The sequence below is a fragment of the Bacillus sp. PK3-037 genome (assembly GCF_054161355.1).
In genome coordinates, this window is the sequence record NZ_CP096408.1 from 1,175,123 (window position 1) to 1,189,653 (window position 14,531).

A 14,531-nucleotide genomic window follows, 5' to 3' on the forward strand; every position below is an offset into this window, starting at 1 on the left:
GAAGAAACAAGCTTTTTTCAGATTTGCCAGTATGTAGATATCGAAAATCATCGGAATCGTTTAAGGGGGCTGGATGGCCTGAAGTCGCTTTACGAAATAAGGGCTTTAGGAAGGTGATGATGAAGATGCTGCATCAGGTACTTATTGCTTGTGTAATTGGAGGAATCATGGGGATTCTCGGTCATGTGAAAAAGAGAGGCAGGCTGGAGAAGCCCAGAATGACGAAGCGGTTTATCTACCTTGGATTTTTGGAAGATTGGTTTATCGGCATGACAGCTTCCATTTTACTTGTATTATCCGCTGACCCCGATTCAGGAATTCAACTTGTCATCTTATCCATTATCTCAGGCTACGGCGGTGAAGCTGTTCTCAGAAGCTTTGATTTTGTAAGAGAAATGAACAGCGGCGGCGAACCGGCCGAGTCGAAACGTCAAACCAAAACTCCACCAGAATAATTGTCCTCAATCTTCGCCCGTTCAGGGTACATTCCCATTGTATACAAACCTGCTTGCACTTATGAACAGAATTCTATAAAATACAGTTAAGATTACGGTTGCGATAAGAACAATGAAGAGGAGCAGTAAGAAGCAGATATTGTTTCAGAGAGTTGACGGCTGGTGAAAGTCAATCAAGTTTGTTTCCGAACTCACCTCAGAGTTGCAGCGGTGAAAAGCCGCTGACGCATAACTGCGTTAAAAGTATCAAGTGAGTGCGGCGTCTGCCGCGCTAACGAGGGTGGTACCGCGGGAAAACGAAAGTCTCTCGTCCCTTTTAGGGATGAGGGAGTTTTTTTTAGTTTGGGAATATTCTGAATATAATTATCCCTTTCCCGTCAATACTTGAACCATAAAACGCCGTATTCAATCAGAAGGAGGTTTTTACTTTGAGTTTTCAGCACAAAGAGATAGAAAAGAAATGGCAAAATTATTGGCTGGAAAACAAAACATTTGCCACTCTTGATCATAATGAGAAACAAAAATTTTACGCGCTCGACATGTTTCCTTATCCGTCTGGAGCGGGTCTGCACGTCGGACACCCTGAAGGCTATACAGCGACGGATATCCTCTCCCGCATGAAGCGCATGCAGGGGTATGACGTTCTTCATCCGATGGGCTGGGACGCTTTCGGTCTGCCGGCTGAGCAATACGCTCTCGACACCGGGAATGACCCGGCAGTGTTTACGAAGCAGAATATTGATAATTTCCGCCGCCAAATTCAGGCGCTCGGTTTTTCATATGATTGGGATCGTGAAATCAACACGACAGATCCTGAATACTATAAATGGACACAATGGATTTTCTTAAAGCTTTATGAAAAGGGCCTTGCTTATGTTGATGAGGTGCCGGTAAACTGGTGCCCTGCACTCGGTACGGTTCTTGCCAACGAAGAAGTCATCGACGGAAAGAGTGAACGCGGCGGCCATCCGGTCGAAAGACGCCCGATGAAGCAGTGGATGCTGAAAATCACAGCTTATGCGGACAGGCTTCTTGATGACTTGGAAGAGCTTGATTGGCCGGAGAGCATTAAAGACATGCAGCGCAACTGGATCGGCCGTTCTGAAGGTGCGCACGTTCATTTTGGCATAGACGGACATGATGAATCATTTACGGTGTTTACAACAAGACCTGATACATTGTTTGGCGCTACATACACTGTACTTGCTCCGGAGCATGCATTGGTGGAAAACATCACAACGGCTGAGCAAAAAGAAGCTGTTGAAGCATATATCAAAGAAATTCAATCAAAAAGTGATCTTGAGCGTACGGATCTCGCGAAAACAAAGACAGGCGTATTCACGGGAGCTTATGCGATCAATCCTGTAAACGATGAAAAACTGCCGATCTGGATCGCGGATTATGTTCTTGCTTCATACGGAACAGGTGCAGTCATGGCTGTTCCCGGTCATGATGAGCGTGATTTTGAATTCGCCAACACATTCGGCCTTCCAGTCAAGGAAGTCGTGAAAGGCGGAAATGTTGAGGAAGAAGCGTATACAGGCGACGGAGAGCACGTAAACTCTGACTTCCTGAACGGACTTAATAAACAGGAAGCGATTGAAAAAATGATCGCTTGGCTGGAAGAAACGAAAAACGGCGAAAAGAAAGTCACTTACCGTCTGCGCGACTGGCTCTTCAGCCGCCAGCGTTACTGGGGCGAGCCGATTCCGATCATTCATTGGGAGGACGGAACGTCAACAGCTGTGCCGGAGGAAGAACTGCCGCTGATTCTGCCGAAAACAAACGAAATCAAACCGAGCGGCACCGGCGAATCACCGCTTGCGAACATTAAAGAGTGGGTTGAAGTCACAGACCCTGAAACAGGGAAAAAAGGAAGAAGAGAAACGAATACAATGCCGCAATGGGCGGGAAGCTGCTGGTATTTCTTGCGCTACATTGATCCGCACAATCCGGATCAGCTGGCATCACCTGAGAAAATGGAAAAATGGCTTCCGGTTGATATGTATATCGGCGGCGCGGAGCATGCTGTGCTTCACCTTCTGTATGCCCGTTTCTGGCACAAGTTCCTTTATGATATCGGTGTCGTGCCGACGAAAGAACCGTTCCAAAAGCTGTATAACCAAGGAATGATTCTCGGTGAAAACAACGAGAAAATGAGTAAGTCAAAAGGGAACGTTGTCAACCCTGATGAAATCGTTGCATCTCACGGCGCTGATACGCTGAGATTGTACGAAATGTTCATGGGACCGCTTGATGCTTCAATTGCCTGGTCTGAATCAGGCTTAGACGGCGCGCGCCGCTTCCTTGACCGCGTATGGCGCTTGTTTGTTGAAGACAGCGGTGAGCTTAATGGCAAAATCGTTGAAGGCGCCGGTGAAACATTGGAGCGCGTCTATCATGAAACAGTCATGAAAGTGACAGACCACTATGAGGGCCTGCGTTTTAACACAGGTATTTCTCAGCTGATGGTCTTTATCAACGAAGCCTATAAAGCGTCAGAGCTGCCGAAGGAATATATGGAAGGCTTTGTGAAGCTTCTTTCTCCTATCGCGCCTCACCTCGCGGAAGAGCTGTGGGAGAAATTGGGCCATAGCGGTACGATTGCATATGAGGCTTGGCCTGTATATGATGAAGCAAAACTTGTTGACGACGAAGTTGAAATCGTTGTTCAGCTGAACGGAAAAGTGAAAGCGAAACTACAGGTTCCTGCAGATGCGACGAAGGAACAGCTGGAACAGCTTGCTCAAGCAGATGAAAAGGTCAAAGAGCAGCTTGAAGGCAAAACCATTCGTAAAATCATCGCGGTGCCTGGCAAGCTTGTCAATATTGTGGCAAACTAATCCTGGAAAAATCCCCTTTGTCAAAAAGGGGATTTTTTTCATCAGTCTCTGAATAGCAATCGTCCGGCTGACTTTGATATACTGAACATGATTATTGGTGAATAGGAGTGTTTTCTTTGGAAATAAAAGAAATCAGCACAGCCGCTTTGAAAGAAAAAATCGAGGCGGATGAAGAATTGTATTTGATTGATGTCAGAGAAGATGAAGAGGTTGCGGAAGGCATGATCCCGCAAGCGGTTCATATTCGCATGGGGGATATTCCTGAAAAAATGGACACCCTCGATAAAGACAAAGAGTACACTTTTATCTGCCGATCAGGGATGCGCAGCATGAATGTCTGCAGGTATTTGGATGAGCAAGGTTTTAAAACAGTCAACGTAGAAGGCGGCATGATGGCCTGGGATGGCGAAACGAAACCGAAAAACTAGGGGAGAGATCACCCCTAGTTTTTTTATTTGTATGCTGGAAGCCAATCGCCGTGCGCTTCAAATAAATCATCACACATAGAAATAATGTCATTGATGGACAGCTCCGCGCTTGTATGCGGGTCAAGCATGGCTGCCTGGTAAACAGCTTCTTTTTTTCGTGTAACAGCAGCTTCAATGGTCATCAGCTGTGTGTTGATATTCGTTCTGTTTAATGCTGCGAGCTGCTCAGGCAGTTCTCCGGCAAAGCACGGGGTTATTTTTTTTCTGTCGGCGACGCATGTCACTTCGACTACCGCTTTGGAAGGAAGGTTTGTGATGAGTCCTGTATTTAAGACGTTTCCTCCGAAGGTGAACGGCTGATTCGTTTCCATTGCTTCTATTATTCTTGAGCCATATTCCTTTGAGCGTTTATGGGCGAGGTTTTTATTGTTAACAATGTCATCCCTCATTTTCTCCCAATCTTCTATCTGTTTCACGCATCTTCTTGGATATTCGTCCAGCGGGATCTGCAGCTCGTTGATCAATTCAGGATAATTCCGCTTAATAAAATAAGGATGGTATTCTGCGTTGTGCTCAGAAGATTCCGTGACGTAATAACCGAACTTATCCATCAATTCAAATCGCACCATGTCATGATGCTTTGTTTTTTGCTTTTCTCTCGCTCTCTTTTTGATTTCGGGATATAAATCAGCGCCGTCCTTTTTCACTTCCAACAGCCATGCCATATGATTGATGCCTGCGATGCGTTCTTCAATCCCGTCATGCTCCATACCGAGAGATCTCAATAAATCTCTTGTGCACACTTGGACGCTGTGGCACAGCCCGATCGTTTTCACATCCGTATAGCGAAGCATAGCGCCAGTCAGGGAGGCCATTGGGTTTGTATAGTTTAAAAACCAGGCGTCGGGACACATTTCCTCAATATCTCTTGCGATATCAAATAACACGGGGATTGTCCTGAGTGATCTGAATATCCCGCCGATGCCCACCGTGTCGGCAATCGTCTGACGCAATCCGTATCGTTTAGGAATCTCAAAATCGATGACTGTGCTTGGTTTATAGCCTCCAACCTGAATGGCATTAATCACATAGCCCGCTTGCTGCAAAGCCAGTTTTCTGTCGTCATAGCTGTTGATAACCACGCTCGGATTATAGCGGTCTCTCAAATTTTCGAGCATAAGCTGAGATTCCTGCAAACGTTTTGGGTCAATGTCGTAAAGCGCAAATTCAAATCCATTTAACGCCTCCGTTAACAAGCAGTCTCCTAAAACATTTTTTGCGAAAATTGTGCTCCCTGCACCGATAAATGTGATTTTTTTCATGTCGGTTCCTCCTTGAATTCATTATCCTTTTACCGCGCCTGATGACAGCCCGGCAATAAAGTATTTTTGCAGCGCCAGGAACAGAATGACCATCGGCAGCATTGCCATGATGGCAGCCGCGGCGACCAAATGCAGATTGTTGGCATTTTCTCCGAAAAATCCGGCCATTGCGACAGTAAGTGTCTGCACCTTCTGATCCTGTAAAAAGAAAATCGCAAATTGATAGTCATTCCATATAAAGACACAGGAAATAATACAGATGGTGGCAGTGATCGGCTTCAGCAAAGGAAATACGATCGTAAAAAAGATTTTCAGCATTCCCGCTCCATCCATTCTTGCCGCTTCTTCAAGCTCTTTTGGAATGGTTGAACGGATAAAGCCGGAATACAAAAACACGGTTAATGGCATATACGCCGCTGTATTGATCAAAATGGCGACTGCGTGTGTATTGACCATGCCGGCGTCCACGACCATTCTGTACAAAGGCACCATGGACGTTAACGGAGGGATGATCATAATTGAAATCAGCAGCGCGAAAACGGCTTTATTCAGCTTGGTTTCCCGCCGGGCAAGAGGGTAGGCGGCCAGTGAGCCGAATATGATTAACAACAATGCCGAAACGCCTGTGATGATGATTGTGTTGATAAACGAGTTGCCAAGTGAAGCGCGCTCCCATGCCTCAGAAAAATTTTGAAAGGAAATATCAGCCGGAAACAGCCATTTGGAACTGTAATCTCCTTTTGCTTTCAATGAAGTGGTCAGCAGAATGTAAAAAGGAATGAAATGCGCACAGGCTACAATGGCAGCGAGAAGTGTAATAAAACGCAGTTTGTTTGAGCGGGCGGCTCTCATGACATTTCCGTCTCCTTTCTTTTAAAGTACGCAAGCGCGCAAAAGCTGATGATCAAAATGACAAATGCCATAAATATGCCTTGTGTCGCAGCATAGCCGGCATCCTGCCGTTTAAAATACAGGTCATACATAAACGTTGACATCGATTGTGACGCGTTTCCGGGTCCGCCTGCAGTGAGCGCAATTATTACGTCAAACAGCTTTAAGCCCCCAATAATGTTAATGACCATATTGATCGTGATCGAGGGCATTAACAGCGGCAGGGTGATGCCGAAAAACTGCTGGCCCCGTGTCGCGCCATCCATTTCAGCTGCTTCATAGTAATCTTTCGGAATGCTTTGCAGGCCTGCCAAATAGACAATCATGGCGATGCCGACATATTGGTACGTGTTAATCATGACGATGATCCATGGGTTCGAAGACGGACTGGCGAGCGCGTTGATCGGGGTGATGCCGAAAACGCCAAGCAGGTCATTAAGCGCGCCTCCGTCATAAGAAAAGAAAAAGTACCAAATGTAGCCCATAATGAGCGGACTGATCATCACCGGCAAATACACAACGGTTCTTGTTATCGCTTTCATTTTTATGCTTTGATTTAGCAGCAGGGCGTACAGAAGCCCAATGACGTTTTGAAAAAAGGTGCTGCCGAGTCCGTATAGCAGCGTGTTTTTTAAGATATGCCATGTGTCGGGATCAGCAAACAGCCTTTCATACTGAGCGAAACCGACCCACTGATAAACTTGAGAAAATCCGTTCCAGTTTGTGAAAGTGATAAAAGCGCCTTTTACAAACGGATAAATCATGAAGATCAAAACGGAGAGCAGAGCCGGAATATACATCCACCAAAGTGAGGATTGTTTTTTCGGCTTGACCTGTTTTACATGAACATCTCTTGCGATCTCACTCATTGTTTTCAGCTCCCTGTGTTCCAGATTGCTCCCGGAGTCGTTTATATTCTCTTCCCAGCTTTTTAGAAATCTCGTTGGGTGTCAAAATGTCTGCCGCAAGCTCCTGGCCGACCGTTCCCATCACATCCCACATCCCGTTCGGCAGGTACAATCGGTCGAAATAGGGCTCGACTTTCATATTCTGATAATGCTGATAGTCTTTGGCATAGAAAATATCGGCTTTTACATTGGTCAGCCCTGAAGGAAGCGATGTGGCTTCAGCCATTTCTTTCGCATGGGCGGGACGAGCCATAAAGGCGATAAATTGCTTTGCTTCCTTTAAATGAGGGGAGTCTTTCCATGCTGCCAGGGTATAGCGTTCGCCTCCAATCCATATCGGGTCATCACCGGAGTGAATAGCTGGTGTCGGAATAATCCCAACCTTTACATTCGGGTTAATTTGGGCGACGTCTTGGCCGAGGGTGCCGCCTTGCATGGTAAAAGCAATTTTGTTTTGAGCCATTAACTCAATGAGCTGTGATTTTTTTGCTGTTACGGCATCGATATTGATGAGCTTTTCTTTCTGCATTTGTTTGAGGGTATCTGAAAGATAAGTAAATTTGCTCCAATTGAAGGTACCGTCAATGAGCTGTTTCTTTTCATTATGGGCAGGGTCTGTGATGAGAAGAGGTGTTGCGAATTGGTCATAATATTGGGCGAAAGAGCTTTTATCATATCCGGCGAACCAGAAAGGAACGATTTCTCCATTGCTTTTTTCTTTAATCGTTCTCAGTGCTCTTATAAAATCATCCATCGTTTCCGGCGGATCAATGCCGAAACGGTCTAACATATTGCGGTTGTACGCCAGGCCGTCCTTTGCCTGGTTGATCGGATATGCGTATACCTTTCCGCTTTTGTTTTTAAGGATGCTGTTTAAATTTGGATCAAGATTCTGAGTCCAGTCCATATCCCGGAGATCGGCTGTATACTCCCCGTACCTGATTTTCCCCCAGCCATGAGTATCAAAGAGATCAGGCAGATCATTGGCGGCCATTCTGACACGCATCATATTTTCATAGTCATTGCCTGGGAAATGAATGCTGACGTGAATGCCGCTTTCCTTTTCGAACGCAGCGGCTAGTTTTCTGAATGTGTTTCTTTCACTGTCCGTTGACATCGTAGAATAAATGGTTAACGTCTTTTTGCCCGTATCTGCAGCGCTTTCTTCAGATGAGCAGCCCGGCAGAATCAGCAGAATAAGAGAGAGAAATAAAACAAATATGTGTTTCATCTTTTCCTCCTTATGATCTTGATGAACGTTTGTCTTGCGTCACCTCCTTAGCTGTGTATCCGCAGCTTTGCCTGATGATCAGTGTTGTCGGCAGGGTGACTTGATGAGGAATTGTTCGGCCGTTAAAGCGGTCGAGAAGCTGTTTTACGCCTGTGCGGCCCATTTCCTCTGTATGCACTTTCACGGTGGTTAAAGGTGTGCTGGCAAACTCGGCCTCTTCAATGCCGTTAAAGCTGACAATGGCTGTATCTCGCGGCACATGCAGATCGGCTTCCTGAAGTGCTTTCAATGCGCCGATGGCCATAGAATCACTTGCGATAAAAAAGGCTTCCGGCAGCTTGCCTTGAGTGATGGCTTTTTTCATCAGGCGATAGCCCTCGCGCATGCTGTAATCGCCGACCAGGACGTGTTCAGGCTGAGGATGGGCGGACTGCAAAAAGGCAGTCTGGCGTTTGTCTTCAATTGTTCTGCGAATGCTTTGGCCGTCCCTCAGTGTATGCTCCTTCTCCTGCCCGCCGATATAGCCTAATCGCTGGTAACCTAAATCGAAAAGGTGATCAATTGCCTGGCGTGCGGCGGCTTCAAAATCAATCCCAATCGAGTCGTATATCTGCGGATCGGGAGAATGATTGATAAATACAGCATGCTCCAATCGGCCGCTGATATGTTGAACGGCTTCGTCATGGACACGGCCGATAACAATAATACCGTCTAGTTCCCGAAAAATATGCTCTTGGAAGGAACCGAGATGGATGGAGTTTGTAATAAAAATTTCCTGTTCAAAGCATTCTTTTTCAATTCCTTTGCGAATAGAAGAAAAATAAGGATCCTGCCGTTCTTCATCGGGAGATAAGCAGCTCAGCACCCCGATAAGCGGCTGGGCGCGCTGTTTTTGTCCGCGGGCTTTTCGGCGTTTAGCGACAGTTTGATAGCCTAGCTCTTCAGCGATACTGATCACTCTTTGTCTCGTTTCACCAGCCACAGAAAGCGAATGATCTTCATTTAAAATTCTCGAAACAGTAGCATTTGAAACGTTCGCTTTTAAGGCGATATCTTTTATACGAACCATGGTTACTCCCTTTCATTTGAATCAGATTTACTAAAACAAAAGAAATATTTTACTCATACATTTTTGATAAATTGATACTACCATATGAAAGTAAGCGGTTACAATAATGAATTTCAGAATATTTCGTTATATTTAGTAAAAGTTTAGTAAACTACGATTTTTGTTTCTGTATGCTGTGTGAAAAATAAAGGGAATAACAAATTCGTCTCGTACATTGAAGATAAGCGAAGAAGGAAGGGTGATGGGATGAGTAACGAAAAAAGAGAGCTGCTGTTTCGATTGCTTGGTGATTTGCCTGATCGGAAGCATACGGGGGCGGAAACGCTGCGTATTGAGGAAAAAGAGGGATATATGATTGAAACGCTGCTGCTTGATTTAAATGGGCTTGAAAAGGTGCCTGCATATTTTGTGAAGCCGAAAGCAGCAAAAGGACGGTGCCCGGTTATATTATTTCAGCATTCGCATGGCGGGCAGTATGAACGGGGAAAAAGTGAACTGCTTGAGGGAGCGGATTATTTGAAAACGCCTTCTTTTGCTCGGGAGCTGACTTCTCTCGGATATGGCGTATTGGCAATCGATCATTGGGGGTTTGGAGACAGACGGGGAAAATCAGAAAGCGAGATTTTTAAAGAGATGCTTCTGACGGGCAGAGTGATGTGGGGCATGATGATGTACGACAGTATAAGAGCCATTGATTATGTGCAGAACCGCCCTGATATTCAGCCTGACAGAATCGGAACGATCGGCATGTCTATGGGGGGCTTGATGGCTTGGTGGACAGCGGCGCTTGATGAACGGATTAAGGCATGTGTGGATTTATGCAGTCAGGTTGACCATCATGTACTGATTGAAACACAGAACCTTGACCGGCATGGCTTTTATTATTATGTTCCGTCGCTTGCCAAGCACTTTTCTGCATCAGATATCCAAAGCCTGATCGCACCGCGCCCGCACCTTAGTCTTGCCGGCATACATGATCGGCTGACACCCGCTGAGGGAGTGAACAAAATCGAAAAAGAATTAACAGCTTTGTACGCTGAAAAAGGGGCTTCTGATTGTTACCGTATGGTGCGCTCCGCTTCAGGGCATTTTGAGACAGCTAGGATGAGGCATGAAGCTCTGCGGTTTTTGAAAAAGTGGCTGTGACAGTGAAAAAGGGCAAGCTTTACGTGTTTTTCTGAAATGGTTCTAAACCGGTAAGGAGGCGAGCATCTGCCCGTCTCTTCTTTTTCTAGCGGATCAATACAGTTATCAGGAATATACATGATAAATAGATTTTGTTTATGAGGAAATGGTGTTCTGATATTGACAGAATTGTATATACATAATAGTATTCTATTTGTTAACCTTAATTTTAAAATGGTTAACAAATAGTCTGCTTTCTTCTGTAATCAAAGCTGAAAGGGCGAGAAGGTATGCAAGAAGAAACATTTTACAGTGTTAGAATGAGAGCTTCTATGAATGGGTCTCACGAAGATGGAGGAAAGCATATATCCGGCGGAGAACGGCTCATCACGTTCGATAATATGAAACGTACGGTGAATGCCTTATTAGAAAAAGGGTTATCTCACTCTAGAGGAAAACCGGATTTTATGCAAATTCAATTTGAAGAGGTACATGAGCCGGTTAAGAAGATTCATCCATTACCTATGAAGACAAATGAAGTGGAATCCCCGGAAGAGGGACAAAGTCTTGCCCGATTCTTATTGGAGAGAGCGGGTGTTCCAAGAAAAGTGGTTGAAAAAGCATATCAACAAATTACTGAATGGTCAGGTATCAGGGGAGCGGTGGTGTTTGATATTCATACTGGCAAACGAATTGATCAAACACACGATAAAGGTGTACGGGTGTCCAGAATGGATTGGCCCGACCTCAATTTTGAACAATGGGCACAACGCTATGGCGCACCATCAAACCCAAGGATAAAAGAGGCCCTTGCACTTGCTTCAAAGGTGAGTGAGCATCCGGCAACCGTTGCAGAATTATGCTGGTCGGATGACCCTGATTACATAACAGGCTACGTCGCGGGTAAAAAATTGGGCTATCAGCGTATTACAGCAATGAAAGAATACGGGACTGAAGAGGGCTGCCGAATCTTTTTTGCTGACGGCTCTGTAAATGTAAACACATACATAAATGATCTCGAGAAGCAGCCTATTTTGATAGAGTGGGAGGAAGATGATGACTCAAGATTTGATAGAAAAAAGTAAAAAACATCTTTGGCTGCCTTTTACTCAAATGAAAGACTATGATGAACATCCCTTGATTATCGAAAGCGGCAACGGAATCAAAGTAAAAGACATAAACGGCAAGGAATATTATGACGGCTTTTCTTCCGTTTGGCTTAATGTGCACGGGCACCGCAAAAAGGAATTAGATGAGGCCATCATAAAACAGCTTGGAAAAATTGCTCACTCCACATTATTGGGCATGACCAACGTTCCGGCGACTGAACTTGCCGAGACATTAACCGAGATCAGTCCGGAGAAGCTGACGCGTGTTTTTTATTCAGACAGCGGTGCAGAAGCGATGGAAATTGCTCTAAAAATGGCGTTTCAATATTGGAAGAACATCGGAAAGCCTGAGAAACAAAAATTTATTGCAATGAAAAATGGGTATCACGGCGATACGATCGGTGCCGTCAGTGTCGGTTCAATTGAACTGTTCCACCACGTCTATGGCCCGTTAATGTTTGATAGTTATAAAGCTCCGATCCCTTATGTATACCGCTCGGGAAGCGGCGATCCTGTGCAGATCCGTGATGAGTGTCTCTATGCGCTTGAACAGCTGCTGAAGGAACACCATCACGAAATTGCGGCGCTTTCCATTGAATCAATGGTTCAAGGAGCGTCCGGTATGATCGTGATGCCGGAAGGATATTTGGCAGGCGTGCGCGAGCTTTGTACAGCTTACGATGTCTTAATGATTGTTGATGAAGTTGCCACTGGTTTTGGGCGTACGGGGAAAATGTTTGCATGTGAGCACGAAAATGTTCAGCCTGATCTGATGGCTGCCGGCAAAGGCATTACAGGAGGCTATTTGCCGATAGCTGTCACTTTTGCCACCGAAGACATCTATAAGGCATTCTACGATGAGTACAAAGAACAAAAAACCTTTTTCCACGGTCACTCCTATACAGGAAATCAGCTTGGCTGTGCGGTTGCTCTTGAAAACCTGAGATTATTTGAATCTGAAAACATCGTTGAACAAGTCGCGCAAAAAAGTAAAAAGCTCCATTTACTTCTTCAGGACCTGCATGCTCTTCCTCACGTTGGGGATATTCGGCAGCTCGGCTTTATGTGCGGCGCAGAGCTTGTTCAGTCAAAGGAAACCAAACGGCCTTATCCTGCTGATCGGCGGGTGGGGTACAAAGTTTCTTTGAAAATGAGAGAGCTCGGGATGCTGACGAGACCGCTCGGCGATGTAATTGCATTTCTGCCACCGCTTGCCAGCACGGCTGAAGAGCTCGAAGCAATGGTGTCTATTATGAAAGAAGCGATCCAAGAGGTAACCAGCCTTGAGCATTGACAGCTGGTTAAGCCGCCGGTTAGACAAAGCGAAGGGAGCCGGCGTATACCGTACACTGCGAAAAATGAACGGCCCTCCAATTCCGGAGGTGACGATTGATGGCAAAAATCAAACGGTCTGGTCGTCAAACAATTATTTAGGACTCGCGAGCCACAGCCGCTTGATCTCTGCAGCCCAAGAAGCACTGCAGCAATTTGGGGCGGGAAGCAGCGGCTCACGTTTAACGACGGGCAATTCGATCTGGCATGAAAAACTCGAAAAAAAGATTGCCGGTTTTAAACGGACAGAAGCGGCTTTACTGTTTTCAAGCGGCTATTTAGCCAATGTCGGTGTCCTTTCTTCGTTGCCTGAAAAAGGGGACGTCATTTTAAGTGATCAATTAAATCATGCAAGTATCATCGATGGCTGCCGCCTGTCTAAGGCTGATACGGTCATTTATCGCCATATCGAAATGGCTGATCTTGAAGAAAAACTGAAAGAAACACAGCGGTACCAGCGCCGTTTTATCGTAACAGACGGGGTATTCAGCATGGATGGCACGATTGCCCCTCTTGATCAGATCATATCCCTTGCTAAACGCTGCAATGCTTACGTGATCGTTGATGATGCGCATGCAACAGGTGTTTTGGGCGAATCAGGAGGAGGGACGAGTGAACATTTTGGTGTTTGTCCTGACATTGTCATCGGCACGTTAAGCAAAGCTGCCGGAGCGGAAGGGGGGTTCGCGGCAGGTTCAGCAGTATTCATCGACTTTCTGCTGAACCATGCCAGAACGTTTATCTTTCAAACCGCTATTCCGCCGGCAAGCTGTGCAGCTGCCCATGAGGCGTTAGACATCATGGAGGCCAGCAAGGAAAAACGGCAGCTTTTATATTTTTATATCCAGATGATCAAAACGAATCTGAAGCACATGGGCTATGTGGTGAAAGGGCATCATACACCGATTATTCCGGTGGTCATCGGCGATACCCGAAAAACGGTCACGTTTGCTGAAAAACTGCAGGACATAGGAATCTATGCCCCTGCCATTCGTCCGCCGACCGTTGCGCCAGGAGAAAGCCGTATCCGATTAACCATCACTGCTGGGCACAGTATGAGGGATATTGATCATTTGCTGGATGCATTTCGTTCAATCGGAAAGGAGCTGAACATCATTCCATGAGAGGTTTTTTTGTAACCGGAACAGATACAGAAGTGGGGAAAACGGTGATATCCTGCGGTCTAGCAGCCTTATTGCGGGAAAATAAAATGGATGTCGGAGTATTTAAACCATTTCTAAGCGGGATCTCCCCTCATCATCCAGAGAGCGACACAAGCCTGCTGAAAGAGATGTCGCAAACGAGTCTTTCACATGAAGAGATTACGCCTTTTGCATTCAAGGAGCCGCTAGCTCCATACGTTGCAGGAAAGCTGGAGGGAAAGGCTGTCAAAATGGAAGAGGTCTTACGCCATTGGGAGCGGATAAGAGAAAAACATGATTGCTTCATCGTAGAAGGTGCGGGCGGGATTTCTGTGCCATTGGGAGAGGATTTTTTAGTCAGTCATGTTATAAAAGCGTTACAGCTTCCGGTGATTATTGTAGCACGCCCTCATCTTGGAACGATTAATCACACTTTTTTAACTGTTCAATATGCCAAAAGCATGGGCCTTCCAATCGCCGGAATCGTCATCAATGGAATCAGTGATTCTCCTGATTATGATGAAAAAACCAATCCTGAGATGATTGAGCGCTTATGCGGTGTGCCGCTATTAGGAGTGACGCCAAAGCTGATAAACACAACAAAAGAAACGATTCAGAATATGGTGAAGGACCATATAGATTTATCATTACTGATCAATCGAGTGGGGGCATGAAA

General features: G+C 45.7%; 13 protein-coding genes and 1 other annotated feature. Of the genes, 8 read left to right on the plus strand and 5 right to left on the minus strand.

The window, feature by feature from the left end; genetic code table 11:
- Window positions 1-119: 119 nt before the first annotated feature.
- The 3 genes from M1D69_RS06085 to M1D69_RS06095 all read left to right on the plus strand — a co-directional run bounded on the left by M1D69_RS06085 (window position 120) and on the right by M1D69_RS06095 (window position 3,726).
- Window positions 120-455 carry a DUF4257 domain-containing protein gene (locus tag M1D69_RS06085; RefSeq protein ID WP_003223352.1) on the plus strand — a complete coding sequence of 112 codons (336 nt, stop codon included), beginning with the start codon at window positions 120-122 and terminating at the stop codon, window positions 453-455.
- Between the two features lie 103 nt (window positions 456-558).
- Window positions 559-773, plus strand: a binding site (T-box leader).
- 110 nt (window positions 774-883) lie between these two features.
- A complete protein-coding gene (leuS, locus tag M1D69_RS06090) occupies window positions 884-3,298 on the plus strand; it encodes a leucine--tRNA ligase (protein WP_458104274.1) in 2,415 nt (804 codons plus the stop codon).
- Window positions 3,299-3,414: 116 nt separating this feature from the next.
- On the plus strand, window positions 3,415-3,726 hold the full coding sequence (locus tag M1D69_RS06095; RefSeq protein WP_458104273.1) for a rhodanese-like domain-containing protein: 312 nt from the start codon (window positions 3,415-3,417) through the stop codon (window positions 3,724-3,726).
- A 23-nt stretch (window positions 3,727-3,749) separates the two neighbouring features.
- Here M1D69_RS06095 and melA read toward each other — a convergent pair whose 3' ends face one another.
- The 5 genes from melA to M1D69_RS06120 are packed head-to-tail and all read right to left on the minus strand — an operon-like array spanning window position 3,750 to window position 9,147.
- Window positions 3,750-5,048, minus strand: a complete 1,299-nt coding sequence (gene melA, locus M1D69_RS06100; RefSeq protein WP_458104272.1) for an alpha-galactosidase MelA — start codon at window positions 5,046-5,048, stop codon at window positions 3,750-3,752.
- A 21-nt stretch (window positions 5,049-5,069) separates the two neighbouring features.
- Complete coding sequence (locus M1D69_RS06105) at window positions 5,070-5,900, minus strand: carbohydrate ABC transporter permease (protein ID WP_024122559.1); 831 nt, start codon at window positions 5,898-5,900, stop codon at window positions 5,070-5,072.
- Window positions 5,897-6,808, minus strand: a complete 912-nt coding sequence (locus M1D69_RS06110) for a carbohydrate ABC transporter permease (RefSeq protein WP_458104271.1) — start codon at window positions 6,806-6,808, stop codon at window positions 5,897-5,899. The genes M1D69_RS06105 and M1D69_RS06110 overlap by 4 nt, the downstream gene beginning before the upstream one ends.
- Window positions 6,801-8,078 carry an ABC transporter substrate-binding protein gene (locus M1D69_RS06115; RefSeq protein ID WP_458104270.1) on the minus strand — a complete coding sequence of 426 codons (1,278 nt, stop codon included), beginning with the start codon at window positions 8,076-8,078 and terminating at the stop codon, window positions 6,801-6,803. The genes M1D69_RS06110 and M1D69_RS06115 overlap by 8 nt, the downstream gene beginning before the upstream one ends.
- Before the next feature lie 10 nt (window positions 8,079-8,088).
- Window positions 8,089-9,147 (minus strand): LacI family DNA-binding transcriptional regulator, encoded by a 1,059-nt coding sequence (locus tag M1D69_RS06120; protein WP_059291799.1) that lies wholly within the window; start codon window positions 9,145-9,147, stop codon window positions 8,089-8,091.
- A 246-nt stretch (window positions 9,148-9,393) separates the two neighbouring features.
- Here M1D69_RS06120 and M1D69_RS06125 point away from each other — a divergent pair, with 246 nt between their 5' ends.
- From M1D69_RS06125 to bioD, 5 genes are all read left to right on the plus strand, one after another.
- A complete protein-coding gene (locus M1D69_RS06125) occupies window positions 9,394-10,293 on the plus strand; it encodes a dienelactone hydrolase family protein (protein WP_458104269.1) in 900 nt (299 codons plus the stop codon).
- Between the two features lie 269 nt (window positions 10,294-10,562).
- Complete coding sequence (gene bioW / locus M1D69_RS06130; RefSeq protein WP_458104268.1) at window positions 10,563-11,357, plus strand: 6-carboxyhexanoate--CoA ligase; 795 nt, start codon at window positions 10,563-10,565, stop codon at window positions 11,355-11,357.
- Window positions 11,329-12,675: an adenosylmethionine--8-amino-7-oxononanoate transaminase gene (bioA, locus tag M1D69_RS06135; protein WP_458104267.1), complete on the plus strand. Its 1,347-nt coding sequence runs from the start codon at window positions 11,329-11,331 to the stop codon at window positions 12,673-12,675. The genes bioW and bioA overlap by 29 nt, the downstream gene beginning before the upstream one ends.
- The gene (gene bioF, locus M1D69_RS06140; protein ID WP_458104266.1) at window positions 12,665-13,837 is read left to right on the plus strand and encodes an 8-amino-7-oxononanoate synthase; all 1,173 of its coding nucleotides are present in this window, start codon (window positions 12,665-12,667) and stop codon (window positions 13,835-13,837) included. Before bioA ends, bioF begins: the two co-directional genes overlap by 11 nt.
- Window positions 13,834-14,529 (plus strand): dethiobiotin synthase, encoded by a 696-nt coding sequence (bioD, locus tag M1D69_RS06145; protein ID WP_458104265.1) that lies wholly within the window; start codon window positions 13,834-13,836, stop codon window positions 14,527-14,529. The genes bioF and bioD overlap by 4 nt, the downstream gene beginning before the upstream one ends.
- The last annotated feature ends 2 nt before the right edge of the window (window positions 14,530-14,531 follow it).

Coding starts and splice junctions, on each gene's coding strand:
- M1D69_RS06115 (WP_458104270.1), bottom strand. CDS start 8,078: ATGAAACACATATTTGTTTTATTTCTCTCTCTTATTCTGCTGATTCTG.
- M1D69_RS06110 (WP_458104271.1), bottom strand. CDS start 6,808: ATGAGTGAGATCGCAAGAGATGTTCATGTAAAACAGGTCAAGCCGAAA.
- M1D69_RS06105 (WP_024122559.1), bottom strand. CDS start 5,900: ATGAGAGCCGCCCGCTCAAACAAACTGCGTTTTATTACACTTCTCGCT.
- M1D69_RS06125 (WP_458104269.1), top strand. CDS start 9,394: ATGAGTAACGAAAAAAGAGAGCTGCTGTTTCGATTGCTTGGTGATTTG.
- bioW (WP_458104268.1), top strand. CDS start 10,563: ATGCAAGAAGAAACATTTTACAGTGTTAGAATGAGAGCTTCTATGAAT.
- M1D69_RS06085 (WP_003223352.1), top strand. CDS start 120: ATGAAGATGCTGCATCAGGTACTTATTGCTTGTGTAATTGGAGGAATC.
- M1D69_RS06120 (WP_059291799.1), bottom strand. CDS start 9,147: ATGGTTCGTATAAAAGATATCGCCTTAAAAGCGAACGTTTCAAATGCT.
- bioA (WP_458104267.1), top strand. CDS start 11,329: ATGACTCAAGATTTGATAGAAAAAAGTAAAAAACATCTTTGGCTGCCT.
- bioD (WP_458104265.1), top strand. CDS start 13,834: ATGAGAGGTTTTTTTGTAACCGGAACAGATACAGAAGTGGGGAAAACG.
- melA (WP_458104272.1), bottom strand. CDS start 5,048: ATGAAAAAAATCACATTTATCGGTGCAGGGAGCACAATTTTCGCAAAA.